The organism is Streptomyces erythrochromogenes (assembly GCF_036170895.1).
Classification (GTDB): domain Bacteria; phylum Actinomycetota; class Actinomycetes; order Streptomycetales; family Streptomycetaceae; genus Streptomyces; species Streptomyces erythrochromogenes.
Genome location: NZ_CP108036.1, coordinates 1020978 through 1039660 on the forward strand (window position 1 = coordinate 1020978; position 18683 = coordinate 1039660).

Below are 18683 nucleotides of genomic sequence, written 5' to 3' on the forward strand. Positions count from 1 at the left end.
CGGGCTCGCTGCTCCGCGGCCGGGATCGGGGCGAGGATCCGCAAGGTCGCTCGTGTCATCGGCTCGCGCCCGGGTGTTCCTGGCAGCGTGGAAAGCATGGCGAAGATCGCAGTTGTCATCATCGACATGCTGAACACGTAAGACCATCAGGATGCCGATGAACTGGTCCCCTCCGTCGAACAGGCTCTACCCGCCGTGGCCCGCCTGCTGGAGGAGGCGCGCCGACGCGGACTGCCGGTGATCTATGTCAACGACAACTTCGGGAAATGGCGTTCCCACCACGGGGAGATCCTCGAAGCCGCCCTGTCCGGCCCCCACGCCGACCTGGTCGAACCCGTACGGCCGGACGAGGATTCCTACTTCATCGTCAAGGCACGCCACTCCGCCTTCTACGAAACACCCCTCGCCTACCTGCTGGGAACACTGGGCGCCGGCCACCTCGTACTGTGCGGGCAGGTGACGGAACAGTGCGTGCTGTACTCCGCGCTCGACGCCCACATCAGGCACCTGTCCGTCACCATCGCCCACATCCACGCGGACCTGGCCGACGCCGCCCTGACCATGATGGAGATCAACATGGCGGCCCGCATCGTGCCCGCGGCAGAGGTCTTCAACCGAAGAAGCAGCGCCAGCACGCGCGAGCGGGAGCGTCTCGCCCCTCAACGGTCCGCGGCATTGAAACCTGCCCGGGTTGGACCAATGTTCGACGGATTCACACCCGCGCAGGTCGCCCCGCTCGCCCGCATTAACGATCCGATCGGACGCTCGGTCAGTGCTTGGCGCTCGGAACGGCCAGGGGTTCGCCGGGGGCCTTCTTCTTCGCCTCCTCCATCTGTTCGCCGAGTTCAGTGAGGCGGTTACGACCCATGGCCTTGCGGACATCGGGGAACCATTCCTTCTCCTCTTCCTCGACGTGGTGGCGGACGTTCTCCATCAGCACGCTCATCTTGGCGTCGAACCGCTCGTCGGCTGCGTCCAGCTCCTTGAGCTCGGAGAGCATCCACAGCACAACGTGGTGCTCCTCGATGCTCTCCAGGACGTGGTCCTTCGTGTCGGGTGCCGCCTCACGGGCCGCCGGGTAGAAGATCTTCTCCTCGATCCAGGTGTGCGTGGTCAGCTCCTCGATCACCTGGTCGGCGATCTTCCGCTTCTCCGCGTGAGCGTCGTCGCCGGCCTTCTCGAACTGCTTGAACAACTTCTCGACCGTCTTGTGGTCTTCCTTGAGCAGAACGATTCCGTCCACCAACGCCTCCAGACTTCGCACTACAGGCGGCGCGGCCGGCCACCCCACGCCCGTTTACCCGGCCGACGCTTGTGGCGCTCGCCCAGAACGAGGGATTGGCCAGATTGGGCGACATGCCTGCGCCGTCTGTGGGTAACGAGCCAGGTTCTGGCAGGCGCACAGTCGGTATAAACCCGTTCGACTGCTGGTATGTCCACGGATCGCGGGTAGGGGCCGCGCATGACAGCTATCGAAACACTCGCGGCCGAAGGCCAGGCCTCACTCTTCCTCATCTTCGCCGGAGTAGTCCTCGTCATCCTCCTGATCGGCGCCTTCTGGTATGGCAGCCGCCGCAGGCGCCGCAGAGTTCCGCCGACCGAGCAGAACCCCGTTGCGCAACGCCGCGCGGACTCCTGGCAGACCCCGGAAGAGCACGCGCGCGATCAAAAGGACCAAGAGTATCCCCGACCCTGATTGGACGGGCCGGGCCCACTGACGGACGGTCCGGGCGGCGCCGGCATGATCGGGGAAGGCCGGCACCGCCGGTGGGTCAGCCAGGCCGGGCCCCAGTCACACGACGTAGGGCCACTGCGCCCGATCGCTCGACAGACGACTTGACCACGGCGAAGATCGCTCCTTGAATCGCAGCGGCGAGCAGGATCTGCGTCCACGTGCGGTCTTCGTCAGTGGCGTCCGGGGCATCACCCTCACCTTCGATGATCTTCCAAGCCTGCTCGAACACAGCCCCCGCGACCATGCCGCTCGCCGCCCCGAGGAGGAGCCCGACGGGCTTGTAGGCAGCGCCGGAGGCCTTCATCGGCGACGTGCGCGGCTGCGACGCACCAGCACGAGGGTGATGATCGCAGCGCCGGCGACCAGGAGCGGGGTGCGGTTGCCTCGTGTGGCCCTCGCAGCTTGGTCGGCCCTCTCGAGCAGCGGGTCGGGGGTCATGTCCGCCGCGTACTGTCCGGCGCGGGTCGCGCCGTCCCACACCTGCGTGGCGGCCTGGGCGGTCTTGTCCAGGACCGAGTCGGGGGTGTCGTCCCGCACCAGCCGGGCGGCTTGTTCCGCCGTCTCGCGGACCTGGTCGGCGATGAGGGAAGCCTTTTCGACGGTTCGCTGCTTCATGGCGGCGGTCTTCTCCTTGGTTCGGGCCTTGCTTGTCGGCCTTGGCTGAGCTCTTCGCGAGTGCGCTCGACCTTCTTGCGCCGCGCTTACCCCGTACGGCCCCAGCACCCGCCCCACGAGCAAGAGCTCTGCGTGGCCTTCGCAGCAGGACTGCAATGAAGAGACCACGGCTCCTCGGCGGGCCCGTCGTTCGGGTGCAGTCGGCGCCAGGCCGGGATGGCGGCGTGGCAGCGGGTAGGCGTCGTGTATGGACTCACGCACCCTCGACACCTCGCCCGCTGCCGGGCCGACCGCGGCCCTCGACACTGCTTCGGCCTGCTGGCTGAAGACCCTGGACCGGCTCGAGCGGACCACGGCGGCCGATCCGGCCATCAGGGGGCTGCAGCGGGGAATCCGCTCCCTCCCTCTGGGCGGCATGCGCGATCTGCTGCGCGGGAGACCGCTGGGCCACCCCGTGCACCCCGTACTGGTGCAGGTGCCCATCGGATGCTGGCTGTCGGCCTCGGTACTCGACTTCGTGCCCGGGACACACCACGCGGCAACCACCCTGACCGCCGTCGGACTGGCCGGCGTCGCCCCGGCAGCAGTCGCCGGCTGGGCGGACTGGGCGGACCTGCCGCCCGAGCAGGCCCGGGTCGGCCTGGCCCACGCAGCCTCCAACGTCGCCGCGGTGGCCTGCTACACCGCGTCCCTGACCGCACGGCTCCGCGGCCGCTCGGCGAAGGGCCGACTGTGGGCCCTGGGCGGGATGGCTGCCGTAGCCGTCAGCGGTGCGCTGGGCGGGCACGTGGCCTACCGGCAGGCCGTAGGAGCGCACGCCGCAACGTGAGGGAGCCCCTGCGCGCCCGCTCCATCCCCCCCTGAGGAGCCCCGATCGGAGCTGAGCGCAGGTAGGCCTCCCCACGAGCCTTCGCCGAGCCGCGTCTGCTTTCAGGAGGGGGGCGTTGCGGTGTGGTCAGGGTGGTGGGGGGTACGGCGAATCGTTTTGAGGCGGGCTTCCAGAAGGTGGTCGCGCCCGCCGGCCACCTCGTCGACGATGTCGCGTTCCACCGCGGCAAAGGGCCGGTAGTAGGTGGCGTTGTAGGCCTCGATGATCTGGAACGTCCAGTGCCCCGGAATGACGTTGCGGCCGACGATCTCGGTCTCGACCAGGGCGGCCTGCTCCTCGTAGCCCGCCTCCCGCAAGAGCCGCGCCGCGTCGCCGAGCTCGAAGTCCGCCGTACCGGTCAGCTGATGGAACCCGTAGAGGTGGCCACGGGCCCGCTCCGTGGTTTCGAGGGCCTTCGAAAGCGCACCCAGAGCACGCACCGTCTTCTCGTCGACGCCGTCCGGAACTCGGTGTGCCGGATCCATCTCCTGCTTGCTGTCCATGGGGATGTTCTGCCCCGAGGACGCCTCCCCGGTGGGGTAATTGGGCCAATCAGCGTAGGAAGGTCTCCCCGGATGCATCGGCTCCGAGGTGGCTCCGCCGAAGCGGGCTCGTGGAATGGAGGCAAGGTCTCCTGCCCAGCCGCCGGGATAAAAAACACATAAGAATCGAACGCATTTCCAGGATGCGGTCGGGCAGACGGTGCTTCGGAGGTTGATAACTATGGTTCCCCTGCTTCTCGTTCTTCTGCTGGTCCTGATCCTCTTCGGCGCGGGTTTCGCGGTGAAGATTCTCTGGTGGGTCGCGATCGCAGTCCTGATCCTGTGGCTGATCGGGTTCGTTGCCCGCCCGAAGGGCAGTAGCGGCCGCTGGTATCGCTGGTAGCCGTACGACAGCGCAGTTCTGACACTGCATGGCGGTGGCCGGTCACCCCTTCTTCGGGGTGACCGGCCACCGCCATGTCTTTGTCGACGAGCCGTCACCGACACGGAACGAATAGCAGCGCATAGGGAGGGCAGCAGCCGGGACGGTCGCCGTGATGCAGCAGGGGACCTGCCCACCTCCAATGATCGACGGCCGCCCCGGTCTCGATTGTGATCCGGGTGCGTGAAGTCGAAGAGGCGAGGCAGACGAAGTCCAAGCGGAACGCAGCACATCCGCCGAGCACGACGTACGGAACAAGGAGGATCGGCGGAGACGCATGTCGCCGCCGTCCTCCATTGACCGAGGAGTTGTTTTCGCGTGACTGAACATGTGTGGAGTTACCAGCCGACCGCGGGCCACCTGGCCGGCACCGATCTGACCGGCTACAAGGTCGAAGCGACCGACGGCAGCATCGGCAAGGTCGACAAGCACTCCGACGAGGTCGGTGACGCCTACCTGGTGGTCGACACCGGTGTCTGGATCTTCGGCAAGGAGGTCCTACTGCCGGCGAGCACCGTGGTCAGCATCGACCCGGAGGAGCGGAAGGTCTTCGTCGACCGAACCAGGGGCCAGATCAAGGACGCCCCCGAGTTCCACCGCGACAAGCACCTCGGCGACGCGGGCTACCGGGAGGATCTGGGCACGTACTACGGCACCGGCGCCCCCTTCGGCGGCCGACCCGCCTGATCCCGATCCCGCAGTACGACGCCGGTCCCGGCACCCAGCAAGGGTGCCGGGACCGGCGTCGTACTGGTCAGCCACCTTCGAATTCGAGGACCTCAGCCAGCGCGGTTTCCTGCTCCTCCACGTCCCCGGCACTCCTGGCGATCACCGCGTACCGCCAGGAACGGCCATCGGGCGGCACGTCCGCGTACAGGACCACGCCCTCGCCGCGATCCGGATCGAACGCGAGGCGGGAAGCGCGCAGCCGGGCCAGCGCCCAGTCGAAGCCCATGGGAGTCCGTGTCCAGCCCTTCGACACCGCCCACGCCGGGTGTGCGGTGGCAGATCCCGCGGTCAGCCGGGTGACCATGGCGTGAGGGGTGGTGGTGGCCGTACGACGGATGTTGCTCTCACTCGCGTACGCGACACCCTCGGTGTCCACCAGCGCGTCGAGCCCGAACGGCCCGGCGTAGCCGTGGTCGGACAGGTGGCGTCCCAGGGCCGTCCCCCACTCCTCCAACTCGCCGGCCACGTGTGCACAGGACGGTGGCAGTGGAGAGGCATATCCCGTGAAGGAACCCTGAACCGTACGCATCGCACCGCTGAAGAGCGCGCGTGTTCCGGAGCCGGTCACCTCCAGCTGGATACTGACCGACTCGGCCACGTCAAGGCACTCCTCCACCACCCAAAGGCCCTCGGGCCCACCCACCGTATCGAGCAGCAGGGCCGCCCCGCCCCTCAGGTCGTCGCGGGACACGAAGCGCATCCCGTGCCCTCCGGCCGAACGGTCGGGCTTCACCACAACGCCTTCGTGGTCCCGCAGGATCTCACGCGCCACACCTTCGGCCTCCGGGCGTCGGCACATCCGCCCCTCGGGCAGCCGCATGCCCAGTTGCTCGGCCGTCTCGCGGAAGCCGGTCTTCGTGTTGAGCAGCATGGTCGTCTTCAGGGCGGCCTCTGCGGCCTCGACCGTGGGATACGGGTGGACGTCGATGCCGATGTCCCGGGCGAACGCGATCGCCGACGCGTCCAACGCCGTCGGCAGCAGCGCCGCACCCCGGTCCCCGGCGAGAGCCCGGACCTGCTCGAGGAGGCCGGCCTCGCGCACCGCCCGCGCCAGCGGGACAGCTCCGGCCGGGGGTACCTCGATGACCGCGACCGATTCCGGGGGCACCCCGGTCAGGTCGTACACGTAACGCAGGAACTCCCGGCTCAGCGGCACGGGAGTGACGAACACGTCCCCCGGCCGAAGCAGCCACGCCTTCCGCGGCGCCTGCTGGGCCCACGTCGTGAGGATCTGCCCCTCGTCGAGATCCACCGCCAAGTCCGAGAGGAAGTTCGCGAACACGACGATCGGGCCCGTCTCCGTCACAGCTCTGCTCCTCTGGTCGCCACACGGCCTTCCACGGTCAGCCTGCGATCCCCCGCTCAGCCCATTCGGGCGAGGCCGGGCCCAGGACGGGGAGCCGCATCCCCCGGCACGTCACGTCCGAGCAGACTAGGGAGGCAGGTCAGGGGAACGGTTCCCACGCCTCGGGACCGGCCCCCCGCCACTCCACAAAGTCAGGGTCGGTGAGGTCGACATCCTCGGCGTTCTCCATACCGGCCGCGGCGAGAAAGGCACGAACATCGGCAGGCCGATGCGCCACTCCGATGGCAACACCGTCGTAGCGGACACGTCGCCAGCCCTGCTGGTCGGGCGGGTAGATGATCAGCTTGGCGGCCATGGGCCAAGCCTCTGCCGCACCAAGCTCATTAGCACCCCTTCACGTCCAAACGGGTGACCTTCACCGGGCAGCTGTCGCCCCGGCGCCGTCCGCGGTCGCTCCACGCCAAATCCCCACCTACAGGCTGGCCCCCGTCCGCGAACCCCACGCATCTCATCCCGCTTGTGTATGCGTGAGGGCGGGTTGCCCCCCACTGACGGCTGATCGATCAGCCGGTGACGAGCACGGAGTCGTCGAGGGTACCCGTGCCCGGCAGGTGGTGGCGGGCGGCGATCAGGGCGGCGTGCACGTCCGCCGTGCCGGTGGCCACGCAGAGCGCCCGCTCGACGTCCTCGATCTCCCCGCGCACGGGAGAGTCGCCCTCCGCAGCGTCGAGTACGGACAGCGCCCAGTAACGGTCGACGAGGCCGGGGAGCACGGCCGGGTGAGCCATCAACATGGGTGGTTGCCTTTCGCCAGCAGATCCAACAGGTGGCCGTCGCCTACCCTCCCGATCACCGTTGAATCCCCGTCACCGTCCGGCACGCTCCACTGCTCCGGTCGCGATGCGTCAGGGGGCACCTCGCGGCTCCGTCAACATAAATCGGGCACGTACGTGACCCTGCGGCAGAGGCGGCGTTAAGGAGTCTGTCGTCGTCGGCCGACCCCCCGCTCGGCGCGCGACGGCTTCCCGGCGTTGGGGCCCTGCCCGGACACCCGCCGCCGGGACATCTCTCTCCAGCATTGCGCTGAAAACGCTGTCGAAGGGGTGGGCACTCGACGGCCACAGCCTGCCCCGAGACCGGGGTGGAAACGGCGCCCCGCATCCCGGTCGGGGCCCATGGCGGCAGTCAGGTGGTCTGCGGCGCTCTGAGTGGGGCTCCGGCCGCGTGGAGGCTGGCGAGGGTCTGCCGGTAGGAATTGACCAGGCTGGTCTCCAGATAGCTGACGCCAAGCTCCTGGCAGTATCCGCGGACGATGGTCTGGGCCCTGCGCAGGTGCGGGCTGGGCATGCTCGGGAAAAGGTGGTGCTCGATCTGGTAGTTGAGACCGCCCAGGACGATGTCCGTGAACCGGCCGCCACGTACGTCCCGGGAGGTCAGGACCTGACGCCTGAGGAAGTCGGGCCGCTCGGAGCCCCGCAGGACCGGCATGCCCTTGTGGTTCGGGGCGAAGATCGAGCCGAGGTAGACGCCGAAGAGGCACTGGTGGACGAGGAGGAACACGACGGCCTTGCCCGGCGGCAGCACCAGGAACAGCGCGCCGAGGTAGGCGGCGATGTGAGCGGCGAGCAGGGCCCCCTCCCACACCCGGTGCTTGAGCGAGCGGTCGAACAGCGACCGCACCCCGGACACGTGCAGGTTGAACCCCTCCAGCAGGAGTAGCGGGAAGAAGAGATAGGCCTGCGATCGGCCGAGCAGCCGCGGCAGTCCTCTGGCCGTGCGGGCCTGGTCCTGTGTCCAGACGAGGATGTCCGGGTCGAGGTCGGGATCGAGGTCCTCGTGGTTGGGGTTGGCGTGGTGGCGGGTGTGCTTGTCCTGCCACCAGCCGTACCCCATGCCGATGCCGAGGTTGCCGGCGATACGCCCGGACACCTCGCTGGCCTTGCGCAGCCGGAAGACCTGCCGGTGGGCGAGGTCGTGCGCCAGCAGGGCCACCTGCCCGAACACGAAGGCAAGGAAGGCAGCCACCAACAGCGTCCACCAGCTGTCGCCGATCAGGACGAAGGCCGTCCACCCGGCGGCGTACAGGGCCGTCACCGACGCGATGCGCAGTGCGTAGTACCCGGGGCGCCGGGTCATGAGACCCGCCTCCTGGATCTTCCGGGAGAGTCGGGCGAAGTCGCTCCCCGAATCAGCCCGTACGGGAGGAGGACGCACCGTCTGGGAGAAATTCATGATCGGGGGTCGCTTTCTGGTCGGTCTCGGAGGAGCGGCCACATCACCTGCGGAAGTCCCTGTGCCGGGCCCCGCCGGCGCGCGGGTGTCGCTTCCCTCGTACTGCGCATACCCGGGATATCGACATTGACGTGCTCCCAGCCCTGCGCCATGGTCCCGACCTCGGGCAACCCGTCGGCGGCCCGACAGACCGAGCCGACGGGGTTGCCCTACCGAGCGCAGCCCCTATCGGGAGTCCTCTGCCCTGACTCGCTTGGCTCGCGGGCCCAGGTGGGACCCAAAGGCCCCAGAGCGGCATAGCCGGTCACCGCGCGTACGCGGAGGGGCGTCCACCCCCTCTCACGGCCGAAGCGGCGACTCCCCGGGACTACCGCGTGCTGGAGGGCTGAGGGCACAGCGCCTGAGTGACTGCCGCGATGCGCAGCTCCTCCAAGAGCACGAGTTGCTTCTCGGCGCGTTCCGCCAGGGCGTCCAGGTGCTCGGTGGAAAGGCGTTCGTCGGTGTGGGCGAGGGTCTCCAGGGTCCGCCAGCAGGCCTTCTTGCCCTGGACGTCGAGGAGCATGGACCCTGCCCGGCCGCGAGCGCGGCTCTCACGGGGTGAGGCAGGGGCGCAGGGTGAAGAGGCTGCGGGTGCCGGTGAGGTCGAGGACGCGCAGCGCCTGGCGCGGGACGCCGCACAGGTGCAGCACGCCGTGCTCGGCGCGGGCGCGGTTGCGCAGGGTGAGGAGCATGTTGAGGCCGCTGGAGTCCATGTGGGTCACGGCCGACAGGTCGAGGGCAAGGGTCTGACCCTCCAGGGCCAGGGTGTCGGTGGCTCGGGTGACAGTGGGGCAGGTGGTCATGTCGAGTTCACCGGCCACGGTCACGGCCGTCACGCCGGGTTGCACACTGACATCGAGGTCAAGCCTGATGGGGAGCATCACTGGTCCGCCGTTCGGGATCTAAGCCCATTACGGTCGGCTCCCGGCGTACGCGGAGGAGGCCGTCAAGCGTGCAGCCGTCGGAAGGCCACTCACAGCCGAGCGAGACCACCCGTACCGCCGGTCTTCAGGCGCACGAGGTCTCCCACCAGACCAGGCTGGTTCCCTCGAGCGTGTCACGCCGACGCAGGGAACACCAGACCCCCTTATCAGCCCGGCCGCGCAAGCGCCCGGGGCCGCGCCACAGCAATCCGCTGTCGCACCTGTCTGCACTCGGCAGACTGTGGCGCGGTTTCCGTTCGCGAAGCGGGGCATCCGCCAGATAGGCACGCCGCGGAGGAGGAACAGGTGACCACAACCGTCCTGGACCAGTCCCTGTCTCGTACTGGCTGGCCTGGAGCAGCAGCTCGTGAGGCCACCCGCGCCTTCCTCGCGCGCGCTGCCCGCCTACGGGCACCTGCCAAGGACGGGAGCATGGATGACGTCCTCCTGGTGGTGGCCGAGCTCGTTGCCAACGCGATCCGGCACACGGACGGCCCCTCTTCCCTCCACCTGGAACTGCTCGATGACGCCGTCGATGTCTGCGTCGCCGACCCCAGCCCCCGGCCGCCCCAGCCAAGGACCCCTCGCACGGACGGAACCGGTGGGTGGGGATGGTTCATGCTTCAGCGCCTTGCAACGCACATCCGGATCAGACCAGCAGCGGGTGGCGGCAAGATCATCTGTGCGGAACTCCCCTGGTAGCGGGGTGTTGGCCTGTGGCTGACCCCGGCCCGAGCCGACGTCTTTATTGATTGCCGCGCAGGCTGCGGGATCTCCGGCCTCCCAGGGTCTCGTGGTGCAATGTGGCTGCGACACCGCCTTGGCGCGGTCTTCCCGCGCCGGGACTGAGTCCCGGCCGCCATCACGCAAAGGGGTCGTTGTGACCGCAGGAGAGCCGGACGATGGGCAGGAGTCTCTTCGCTCCACCAGCCGGAACCGCCGGGGCACGGCGATGACGTTGGCGGGGGCGTTGGAGGCTGCGGAGGGGCCGCGGCGCCCGTGGAGTCGCTCGATGTGGTCGCGCGCCTGCTGAAGGAGCATCTCGGGGCTGCCTCGGTATCGTTCTTGATCGCTGATTTCACCGGCAGTTCGGTTCGTACGGCTGGGGGATGCGGGCAGCGTCGAGACAGGTGAGCCGGCCGCGCGCATTCGGCTGCGGGGAACCCTGTACGACGACGTGATCCGCAGCCAGCGGCCGCAGGTGGAGGACGGGGGCGACAGTGGGTTGGTGCGGGTCGTCGCCCCGGTGACCAACCGCGGAGATGCCATCGGGCTACTGGAGCTGTTCCTGCCTGCCGCTCCGGGCGCCGAAGTGATGCGGGAAATCGGTGAGACCGCGCACGCGCTGGCGTACATCGTCATCGCCAACCGGTCCCATACCGACGTGTACCAGTGGGGCCGGCGCACCAAGCCGCTGAGTCTGGCCGCGGAGATCCAGCACCGGCTGCTCCCGGCGTCGCTGGCATGTGAGGCGGCACATTTCGCGGTCGCCGGTGCCCTGGAACCCGCCGACCACGTCGGGGGCGACACCTTCGACTACGTGATCGACCGGGATACGGTCCAGCTCTCCGTCACCGACGCCATGGGCCACGACGTCGACGCCGCGCTGCTGGCCACCCTCGTCGTAGGTGCTCTGCGGCGGGCGCGGCGGGCGGGCGCCGATCTCGGGGAACAGGCCCACCAGGCCGACCAGGCCATGCGCGATCACGGCCGCAGGGGCTACGTCACCGGTCAGCTGCTGCGCATCGGTCTGCTCGACGGCCTGGCGGAGTTCGTCAACGCCGGGCATCCGTGGCCGCTGCGGATGCGCGACGGGCAGGTACAGGAGGTCGTTCCCGAAGTCGATCTACCGTTCGGCCTCAATGTCCATGGATCGCCGGCCGTCACCTACCGGGTGCAGACGCTGGACCTGCGGCCTGGTGACCGGCTGGAAGCCCTTCTTTTCGGGTGGCCTAGATCGGGGGTCGCTGACCGGTGGAGCTGCCACGCGCCTGACCGGCTGCCTCCTCCCCTACGTGGCGCAGTTCGTCGGCAGTTTCCTGACCGGTGTGCTGCGCGTGCTCGGTCGTGGTGGAGACCGCCTCCTGAGCGGTGTCCTTCACCGATTCGACAGCTTCGGCGACCGGCTCCTTCATCTCGTCACGGACCTCCTCGGCAGCGTGGATTGCGGTCTGCTTGACCGGTTCCAGCAGTTCATCGGAGTGCTCGCGCAGTTGCTGACCCGCCCGCTCCTCGACCTCGGTGGTCGGCAGGAGGGCTGCTGCGAGCATGCCGGCGCCGAAAGCCATCAGGCCTGCGGCGAGCGGGCTGCCCTGAGTCTGGCGCTTGATCTGCGCCGGGGCCTGCTGAACGCCCTCCTGCACGCTCCCTGCGATCTGCTGGGCCGTCTCCGTCACGCTGTCCGCCGCCTGGTGGATGCCTCCGGAGGTTTCGTGCGCAGCATCGTGTGCTGTGCCCATGACTCGCTCCTTCACTCCAGTGGCCCGATGGCGCATCGAGTCGACTTTGCGCTGGGCTACCTTGCTCGGGGTCATCCTGTCCGCCAGGAGGTCGACGTTGCGCGCGAGGTGCGCTCGCCTGTATTCCACGTCGGTCCTCAGCTCGTCGGGTGTCGTGCCCATCGCGCGTCCTCCTTCAAGGTCTCAACGGTCTGTTCGGGCTTGAGGTTGACCGTGCGCAGGCGCTTGCGGCCCATCGCGTAGAGGACCCCGCCCACGACGGCCCACAGCACCGTGACGATCAGGGCCGCCCAAGCGGGGTCCATCACGTTGGCGAGGGCGAAGACGACGGTCAGGCTGGCGAAGAGGAGCACGACGTGTCCGGCGTAGCCCGCTCCGCCCAGCATGCCGACCGCCTTGCCCGCCTTGGCGGACTCCTGCTTGATCTCGGCCTTCGCCAATTCGATCTCGGTGCGGACCAGTTGGGACACGTCCTGACCGATCTCACCGATCAGATCGCCTATCGAGGCATCCGGCGGCATCGACGGCGGGGGCGGGGCCGGGGCCGTCGGTCGCTCATGGGAGGAGAGGGCCATGCTCAGATCCCTCCCCCGGGTCGCGACACGCCGCTGGTGGGCGGCTCGCTCGTCGGCGGGTAAGCCGGCGGGGCAGGGGTGACCTGTGGCCGCTCGGACTGCCCGTAGGTGCCGAGAGGATCCGCGACGCCAACGGGTACTCCGGTGCGACCGGGGTGGGATCCCGCCACCGGTGCTGCATCGCCCGAAGGGGCGGGCGGCGGGGTGGGGGATGGGGCGCCGGCGCTGTCGTCGTGGGCTGCCGAGGGGGTTCCGGCAGACCCGGCCGCACTGACGCTCTTGCCGGCCCGTGCGACGACGAAGCCCGCGAGGGCCGCGCCCGCCAGGAAGACGCCCGGGCGGCGGCGGGCGAAACTCTGCAGGTCGCCAACCAGCCCGTCAGGGCCTCGCTTTTCGACGTGGGCGGCGATCTGGTGCCCGCCGTCGGCTATCTGACGGGCGACGTCCGCCATGGTGGAGTCGGGCTTGCCGTTCTCGCCGAGTTCCCGCAGCTCCTGGGACAGCCGGCGTACGTTCTCCGCCAGCCTCTGCGTCTGGGTCTGCGCCTGGTCCGTCAGCTGGGTGCGCAGTTCCCCCACGAGGTCCCGAGCCTGCGCGGTGGCCTCGCCGACGACATTGGCCGCCTGGTCCTTGGCCGTGCCGCCCACTTCGGCGGCCTTGCTGCCGACCAGCGATGCGCTCTCGCTGGCCTTTTCCTGCACCGTGTGCGCTACGGCCGCCGTATTGCTCTCTTCCTGACGGCGCGCATTCTGGAAGTCACTCAAGGCTCCTCCTCATGAATGGCGATCGTGTGTTCAGGAGGCACCTGCCCGCCTTTCGAGGTCTAACCCCGATCGGCGCAGCGGAAGCGATGGCGCTCAGACGCTGGTCGGCGCTTGCAATACGATCTGTGCGGTGCCTTTCCCTGGCTGCCCGCAGTCGGCGACATACCCTCAGGGGCTTCCACGGACGCGAGAAAAGCAGCCGTGCTCCTTCATGTGCCCCGCAGTCCATGCGCCTGCTTTTTTCACGGTTTCGGGCGCCGGTTTTCAGGACTTTAGGGGGCGCCCAATCAGGCCGGAGTGATGTTCATGAGAACGGGAGGCACCCCGACGCGGCGAGGGAGGGGGAGGGTGGCGGAGTCAGTTGGGCGTGCGAGCTTGACCGCAGAGGCGAGCAGGATCAAGGCCAGCGCGGGGGATGAGGACCACGTCTGGGAACACTCCGAGCATCAGCCCGCCCAGAACCGCGACGGCGATCTCGCCTGCGGCCATGACCACGGTGAAGCGGAGGTTCGCGCCCGGCCCCACCTTCAGGAGAAGCCACTGGATGCGGGCCCAGTACTTGTCAGGACCTCCGAGCACTCCTTGCACAGGGCGGGACAGGGACCAGGCGGGCGGCGGCTGAGTCGTGGGGGAATCTCCAGGAGAGCTGGGTCTCCGCACGGGCATGCCGGCCGCCCAGGCGATCTGGCTCGCTGCGGTTGGACAGCGGTCAGCGGTTCTCGGCGTCATCGGCGTCGGCCACAGGACCGGACAGGCTAGCCCCCGTTTCCGAACGCATGGTTTCGGGTCACAGGTGTAGGGCCTGTCCCCTGTGTCTGGAGATGTGATGTCCGAGAAGAACCCGGTCAAGGCAGTTACTGACAAGATCGCCGGCGCCCTGCACGGCGACGGCGCGCCGAGCGACGGACCGGAGGACGGTGTCCCCGGTAAGCCCGCTCCGGTCTCCCCGCAGGTGGTGGAGCCGACCGAGCCTGTGGAGCCGCTGCCGCCGAAAGCGGATCAGAGCGGCCCGGAGACGGTCAGTCCGACCGGCCAGCCCACCGGCGCGGACCCGGCCAGGGTCGCGCAGAGCGGCGCGTACCTGACGACCGCGCAGGGCGTCCGTCTGCCCGACACGGACCACTCGCTCAAGGCGGGCTCCCGGGGGCCGGTGCTGCTGCAGGACCACCACCTGCGTGAAAAGCTTATGCACTTCGACCACGAGCGGATCCCCGAGCGTGTGGTCCACGCCCGCGGCTCGGCCGCGCACGGCGTCTTCCAGTCCTACGGCACCGCGCAAACGGTCACCAAGGCCGCGTTCCTCGCCCGGGACACCGAAACGCCGGTGTTCGTACGGTTCTCCACCGTGCTCGGCTCGCGCGGCTCCGCCGACACCGTCCGCGACACCCGCGGCTTCGCGACGAAGTTCTACACCGAGGAAGGCGTCTTCGACCTGGTCGGAAACAACATCCCGGTCTTCTTCATCCAGGACGCGATCAAGTTCCCCGACATCATCCACGCCGGCAAGCCGCACCCGGACCGCGAGATCCCGCAGGCCCAGTCCGCGCACGACACGTTCTGGGACTTCGTGTCCCTGCACACCGAAGCCACCCACCACACCCTGTGGAACATGTCCGACCGGGGCATCCCCCGCTCCTACCGGATGATGGAGGGCTTCGGCGTCCACACCTTCCGCCTCGTCAACGCCCAGGGCACCACGACGCTGGTGAAGTTCCACTGGAAGCCCAAGCTGGGCGTGCACTCCCTCGTGTGGGAGGAGGCGCAGATCCTCGCCGGGGTCGATCCCGACTTCCACCGCCGGGACCTCTTCGACGCCATCGAGTCCGGCGCGTTCCCGCAGTGGGAGCTGGGCATCCAGACCTTCCCCGACACCGACGACCAGATGTTCGAGGGCATCGACCTCCTCGACCCGACGAAGATCGTTCCGGAGGAGCTCGCGCCGGTGAAGCCGGTCGGGCTGCTGACGCTGAACGCGAACCCGTCGAACTTCTTCGCCGAGGTCGAGCAGGTCGCCTTCCACACCGGACACCTCGTCCCGGGCATCGACGCGACCGACGACCCGCTGCTGGCCGGCCGGATGTTCTCCTACCTGGACACACAGCTCACCCGGCTCGGCGGCCCCAACTTCCCGCAGATCCCGATCAACCGCACCCACGCACCCGTCAACGACATGCTCCGCGACGGCTTCCACCAGACGGCCGTACACCGGGGCGTAGCCCCCTACAAGCCCAACAGCCTCGACGGCGGCTGCCCGTTCTTCGCCGGCGCCGACACCGGCGCGTTCATCGAGGTACCCGTCGAGGTTCCCGCCGGACGCAAGGTACGCGAAGCACCCGCCTCGTTCGCCGACCACTTCTCCCAGGCGCGCCTGTTCTGGCTCAGCATGAGCCCGGTGGAGCGCGAGCACATCATCGCCGCCTACACCTTCGAGCTGGCCAAGTGCTACGAGCAGGCCATCAAGGAACGCGCCCTCGGCGTACTCGCCAACATCGACCCCGAGCTGTGCTCCCAGGTCGCGGCCGGACTGGGCCTGCCGGCACCGGCCGCCACCGAGCCGCTCGCCGACGTCCGCCCGAGCCCCGCCCTGTCCCAGGTCGGCCGCACCTGGCCGCTGCATGGACGCGTCATCGGCATCGTCACCGGCCAGGCCATGGACATGGTCGGCGTGAACGGGGTGCGCCAGGCCATCCTCGACGCCGGAATGGTGCCGCTGGTCGTGGCGGCGGCCGGCGGAGTACTGGGCACCGGCTCCGACACGGTGACGGTCCAGCGCACCTTCGCCACCGCCCGCTCGGTCGAATTCGACGCGCTGGTCTTCGCGGGTGTGCCCGGAGCGGGCGCCGACGCCTACGGGGCTCGCGACGCCAAGGCCGGAGCCCCCAGGCCGCCGGTCAGCGACCCCCGTGTCCTCGCTCTGCTCACCGAGGCCTACCAGCACGGCAAGGCCCTCATCGGCTTGGGCGGGGCGGAAGCCCTCTTCGAGGCGGCCGGAATCTCGGTCGGCGAACCGGGCGTCGTCGTCACCGACGGCGCCCAGGGAATGCGCCAGCTCATGGAACTGCTCGCAGCCCACCGCGTCTGGGAACGCTTCCCCGCCGCCATGTGAGGCTCCTCCCCCGCCGCGACCGCACCCTCTCGGGAGCGACCGCGGCGGGGAGATGCCGGAGTCCTCGATACGGCCTGGAGATCAGAGTGGTCGATGATTCATCGACCGAGCTGCGGATCAGCAGCATCACACCCGGGCGCCGCGGGCGGCTCCCCTGGCGCCTCGCATCGGCGCCGGCTGCGGCCATTTCGATCAGGGCCAGCATCCGTTCAGACACGCCTTCTGAATCACGCCATCGCTCCCACCGGGCAGCTGGGGAGTCTGCGGCTTCAGGGTGGCTCGTGGGTGACGATGTTCGGTGCGTCGGGACCGGGCCGGGGTGGATCACGGGCTTGCGCCCTTTGACTCACGCTGCCAAAGGGGGATGGCAGGCCTCTGTCACAAGCTACGGGCTCGCGGCTCTGCCGGGTGGGCTGTCAGCGCGTTCCGGGCATGGGACGCCGCATTCCGTGGTCGCGGCGGTTGGCGCTGTCGTCACGGGCCGCGGAGGCTGCGGCGAGGGCGAGGAGGGTGGCGATGACGCCGGTGATGAGGTTGCTGGTGATCGACCGCGTGTGGGCGACGTCGCCCGCGACGACCCAGGGGGCGACACAGGCCCAAATGCCGATAGCGGCCGCAGCCCAGGCCATCGAGTGGGTGCGCTCGTAGGAGTTGCCGAGACCGCCGAGCAGGAGCATGTAGGCGATGCCGGCGATGAGGTTGGTGACGGCCAGAGTGGTAAAGCCGTTGAAGCCGACTATCCAGGGGGATGCGGCGAGGTAGAGACCTGTGAGCAGGGCAAGGGCCTCGACCATCTGGGCGCGAGGCGTGGCGGCCGCGCGGTCGTGCCTGGCACGCAGCTCCACCAGGTCGGGGTGCTCTTCGATGGGCGCGCGATGGGTTGACGCCATGCTGACCTCCAGAGAAGGAGTAATGATCCGCATATGCCCATAAATAGGACATGAACCCGGCGCAGCGGAACGGCTCCGCCCTCGGTGAGGGGGAGCCGTTCCGTCTGGCGCAAAGCCGGGCCGCTCAGGCGTGCCGGTGGTGTCGCCTGTTGCCCGCGATCAGTCGGTAGACGATGAGGAGAATGACGGAGCCGATGATGGCAGCGATCCAGGTGGAGAGATCGAAGAACCCGTCGATGGAGTCGACGCCGAAGATGACCTTGCCCAGCCATCCGCCGAGCAGGCCGCCCGCGATGCCGATAAGCATGGTGACGATGATCCCGCCCGGGTCCTTGCCGGGCATCAGCGCCTTGGCGATGAAGCCCGCGAGCAAGCCGATCAAGATCCAAGCAATGATGCCCATGCACTTCTCCTACCTCGATGAATAAAGCGGGTGTTAACGCTCGTCTTCACCTCTCCGAGCGTTACAAACGTCGGGACTCTTGATCATTCGCCAGGCCAGGACGGAACGGTGTCGGGACCACAGGTCAATGACAATGGCTGGCCTACATATGCACGAAGCGAGCGCTCGAGTCTGACGACCACGCGACGGTCAGGCTCCGGGTCGGTCGGACACCACCGCCCCAGCGCACCTGGGGCCGCTCCGGTGCGGGCCGTCTGCCGAGCCGTCCACCCCGACTACCACGCCCACCGCTACCCGCACACCCAGGACTACCGCGACTACGTCGCCAGCGGCCGCCCCATCCGCATCATCCGAATACGCCTCGCTCCCGGCGAGGGCTACGTAGCCCCGACCGAGCACCTGCTGCACGACGGCTCCACCGAGGCCCAAGACCAGCCCTCGGCGGCCGCGTTCTGGCTCGGACACTGGCCCCGCGGGATCCTGCCCCCCTCATCCGACATCTCGCGCCGATGCTTTCCGTGGGACTCAGACTGATAGCAAGGCCACCCGGTAGGCCCTCGGCACCACGCGAACCGCATAGCTTCGCAGTCGTCAGGACATCCTCGGAAACAGCAGTGCGGGCCGCCGCTCCCCGGCAGCTGCGGCCCGCACTCCCCCATCGCCGGAGGCGGCAGAGATCGAATGCTCCTGCAAGCTGCGAGCGCTTGCGACAGCAGGTCGGCCAGGAAATCCGGAGAAGCCCAGGCCAAAGGTGCCGTATGGTGGAGGCACGACGCGGGGTGGAGCAGCTCGGTAGCTCGCTGGGCTCATAACCCAGAGGTCGCAGGTTCAAATCCTGTCCCTGCTACTGCTCAGAAGGGCCCAGATCTCCGATAGAGATCTGGGCCCTTCTGCTGTAGTGCCGTGCTGGCGTCCGCCTGGGTCACACGCTGTTCGCCGGGCACCTGGGCCGTGGCGCCCCGGGCCTGCCGGCGCAGCGCCCCAACATGGCCAAACTGGTGTTCCTCGACAATCACACCCGCGGGACGACGTCTGTGGCCGGCAGGGCCGCCGCGAGGAACGAGGCCGACCCCGGCGCTGCCTTCTCCGGCCGCGGGGTAGAACTCGGTCACTGA

Annotated in this window: 22 protein-coding genes, 1 tRNA gene and 2 pseudogenes; 10 read left to right on the forward strand and 15 right to left on the reverse strand. The window is 68.7% G+C overall.

What is annotated here, in order from left to right; genetic code table 11:
• Window positions 1-96 precede the first annotated feature (96 nt).
• Window positions 97-612: pseudogene (locus OHA91_RS04930) on the forward strand (cysteine hydrolase family protein); the annotation flags it as partial.
• 157 nt (window positions 613-769) lie between these two features.
• On the opposite strand, the gene OHA91_RS04935 reads toward OHA91_RS04930, so the two are convergent.
• Window positions 770-1243: a hemerythrin domain-containing protein gene (locus OHA91_RS04935; RefSeq protein WP_031155599.1), complete on the reverse strand. Its 474-nt coding sequence runs from the start codon at window positions 1241-1243 to the stop codon at window positions 770-772.
• Window positions 1244-1462: 219 nt separating this feature from the next.
• Here OHA91_RS04935 and OHA91_RS04940 point away from each other — a divergent pair, with 219 nt between their 5' ends.
• Window positions 1463-1696 carry a DUF6479 family protein gene (locus OHA91_RS04940; RefSeq protein WP_266494863.1) on the forward strand — a complete coding sequence of 78 codons (234 nt, stop codon included), beginning with the start codon at window positions 1463-1465 and terminating at the stop codon, window positions 1694-1696.
• Between the two features lie 76 nt (window positions 1697-1772).
• Here OHA91_RS04940 and OHA91_RS04945 read toward each other — a convergent pair whose 3' ends face one another.
• Entirely contained in the window at window positions 1773-2039 is a 267-nt protein-coding gene (locus OHA91_RS04945; protein WP_266494860.1) for a DUF4235 domain-containing protein, read from the reverse strand.
• Window positions 2036-2350: a hypothetical protein gene (locus OHA91_RS04950; RefSeq protein WP_328738686.1), complete on the reverse strand. Its 315-nt coding sequence runs from the start codon at window positions 2348-2350 to the stop codon at window positions 2036-2038. Before OHA91_RS04950 ends, OHA91_RS04945 begins: the two co-directional genes overlap by 4 nt.
• A gap of 247 nt (window positions 2351-2597) precedes the next feature.
• On the opposite strand from OHA91_RS04950, the gene OHA91_RS04955 reads away from it, so the two are divergent.
• On the forward strand, window positions 2598-3179 hold the full coding sequence (locus OHA91_RS04955; RefSeq protein WP_328738687.1) for a DUF2231 domain-containing protein: 582 nt from the start codon (window positions 2598-2600) through the stop codon (window positions 3177-3179).
• Window positions 3180-3280: 101 nt separating this feature from the next.
• Here the strand turns inward: OHA91_RS04955 and OHA91_RS04960 are convergent, their stop codons facing one another.
• On the reverse strand, window positions 3281-3721 hold the full coding sequence (locus tag OHA91_RS04960) for a hypothetical protein (RefSeq protein ID WP_328738688.1): 441 nt from the start codon (window positions 3719-3721) through the stop codon (window positions 3281-3283).
• 220 nt (window positions 3722-3941) lie between these two features.
• Here OHA91_RS04960 and OHA91_RS04965 point away from each other — a divergent pair, with 220 nt between their 5' ends.
• Together OHA91_RS04965 and OHA91_RS04970 are read left to right on the forward strand one after the other, a co-directional pair.
• Entirely contained in the window at window positions 3942-4103 is a 162-nt protein-coding gene (locus OHA91_RS04965; RefSeq protein WP_030832548.1) for a hypothetical protein, read from the forward strand.
• A gap of 357 nt (window positions 4104-4460) precedes the next feature.
• Window positions 4461-4829: a PRC-barrel domain-containing protein gene (locus OHA91_RS04970; protein WP_328738689.1), complete on the forward strand. Its 369-nt coding sequence runs from the start codon at window positions 4461-4463 to the stop codon at window positions 4827-4829.
• A 67-nt stretch (window positions 4830-4896) separates the two neighbouring features.
• Here the strand turns inward: OHA91_RS04970 and OHA91_RS04975 are convergent, their stop codons facing one another.
• The 6 genes from OHA91_RS04975 to OHA91_RS05000 form a co-directional block, all read right to left on the reverse strand.
• Window positions 4897-6177: a preATP grasp domain-containing protein gene (locus OHA91_RS04975; protein WP_328738690.1), complete on the reverse strand. Its 1281-nt coding sequence runs from the start codon at window positions 6175-6177 to the stop codon at window positions 4897-4899.
• 139 nt (window positions 6178-6316) lie between these two features.
• The gene (locus tag OHA91_RS04980; RefSeq protein ID WP_125539589.1) at window positions 6317-6532 is read right to left on the reverse strand and encodes a hypothetical protein; all 216 of its coding nucleotides are present in this window, start codon (window positions 6530-6532) and stop codon (window positions 6317-6319) included.
• A gap of 208 nt (window positions 6533-6740) precedes the next feature.
• Window positions 6741-6971, reverse strand: coding sequence for a DUF5133 domain-containing protein (locus OHA91_RS04985; protein WP_266494837.1), 231 nt, complete (start codon window positions 6969-6971; stop codon window positions 6741-6743).
• 391 nt (window positions 6972-7362) lie between these two features.
• Window positions 7363-8409 carry a fatty acid desaturase family protein gene (locus tag OHA91_RS04990; protein WP_266494834.1) on the reverse strand — a complete coding sequence of 349 codons (1047 nt, stop codon included), beginning with the start codon at window positions 8407-8409 and terminating at the stop codon, window positions 7363-7365.
• 367 nt (window positions 8410-8776) lie between these two features.
• A complete protein-coding gene (locus tag OHA91_RS04995) occupies window positions 8777-8971 on the reverse strand; it encodes a hypothetical protein (RefSeq protein WP_266494832.1) in 195 nt (64 codons plus the stop codon).
• Between the two features lie 28 nt (window positions 8972-8999).
• Window positions 9000-9329: an STAS domain-containing protein gene (locus OHA91_RS05000; protein WP_266494830.1), complete on the reverse strand. Its 330-nt coding sequence runs from the start codon at window positions 9327-9329 to the stop codon at window positions 9000-9002.
• A gap of 348 nt (window positions 9330-9677) precedes the next feature.
• Here OHA91_RS05000 and OHA91_RS05005 point away from each other — a divergent pair, with 348 nt between their 5' ends.
• Window positions 9678-10073 carry an ATP-binding protein gene (locus OHA91_RS05005; RefSeq protein ID WP_266494828.1) on the forward strand — a complete coding sequence of 132 codons (396 nt, stop codon included), beginning with the start codon at window positions 9678-9680 and terminating at the stop codon, window positions 10071-10073.
• Window positions 10074-10953: 880 nt separating this feature from the next.
• Window positions 10954-11241, forward strand: a pseudogene (locus tag OHA91_RS05010) (SpoIIE family protein phosphatase); the annotation flags it as partial.
• 82 nt (window positions 11242-11323) lie between these two features.
• Here the strand turns inward: OHA91_RS05010 and OHA91_RS05015 are convergent.
• Genes OHA91_RS05015 through OHA91_RS05025 form a run of 3 tightly spaced genes read right to left on the reverse strand, consistent with a single transcriptional unit; the run spans window position 11324 to window position 13169 of the window.
• Window positions 11324-11992: a DUF3618 domain-containing protein gene (locus tag OHA91_RS05015; protein WP_031147481.1), complete on the reverse strand. Its 669-nt coding sequence runs from the start codon at window positions 11990-11992 to the stop codon at window positions 11324-11326.
• Window positions 11968-12405, reverse strand: a complete 438-nt coding sequence (locus OHA91_RS05020) for a phage holin family protein (protein ID WP_078959115.1) — start codon at window positions 12403-12405, stop codon at window positions 11968-11970. Before OHA91_RS05020 ends, OHA91_RS05015 begins: the two co-directional genes overlap by 25 nt.
• Window positions 12406-12407: 2 nt before the next feature.
• Window positions 12408-13169 carry a hypothetical protein gene (locus OHA91_RS05025; protein WP_158714729.1) on the reverse strand — a complete coding sequence of 254 codons (762 nt, stop codon included), beginning with the start codon at window positions 13167-13169 and terminating at the stop codon, window positions 12408-12410.
• 826 nt (window positions 13170-13995) lie between these two features.
• On the opposite strand from OHA91_RS05025, the gene OHA91_RS05030 reads away from it, so the two are divergent.
• Window positions 13996-16275 carry a catalase gene (locus tag OHA91_RS05030; RefSeq protein WP_328738691.1) on the forward strand — a complete coding sequence of 760 codons (2280 nt, stop codon included), beginning with the start codon at window positions 13996-13998 and terminating at the stop codon, window positions 16273-16275.
• Window positions 16276-16691: 416 nt separating this feature from the next.
• On the opposite strand, the gene OHA91_RS05035 is transcribed toward OHA91_RS05030, so the two are convergent.
• On the reverse strand, window positions 16692-17165 hold the full coding sequence (locus OHA91_RS05035; RefSeq protein ID WP_031147473.1) for an SPW repeat protein: 474 nt from the start codon (window positions 17163-17165) through the stop codon (window positions 16692-16694).
• Between the two features lie 124 nt (window positions 17166-17289).
• Window positions 17290-17568 (reverse strand): GlsB/YeaQ/YmgE family stress response membrane protein, encoded by a 279-nt coding sequence (locus OHA91_RS05040; RefSeq protein ID WP_031147471.1) that lies wholly within the window; start codon window positions 17566-17568, stop codon window positions 17290-17292.
• Between the two features lie 243 nt (window positions 17569-17811).
• Between OHA91_RS05040 and OHA91_RS05045 the strand changes: the two genes are divergently transcribed.
• Window positions 17812-18102, forward strand: a complete 291-nt coding sequence (locus OHA91_RS05045; RefSeq protein ID WP_031147469.1) for a hypothetical protein — start codon at window positions 17812-17814, stop codon at window positions 18100-18102.
• 239 nt (window positions 18103-18341) lie between these two features.
• Window positions 18342-18415: transfer RNA gene (locus OHA91_RS05050), tRNA-Met, on the forward strand.
• The last annotated feature ends 268 nt before the right edge of the window (window positions 18416-18683 follow it).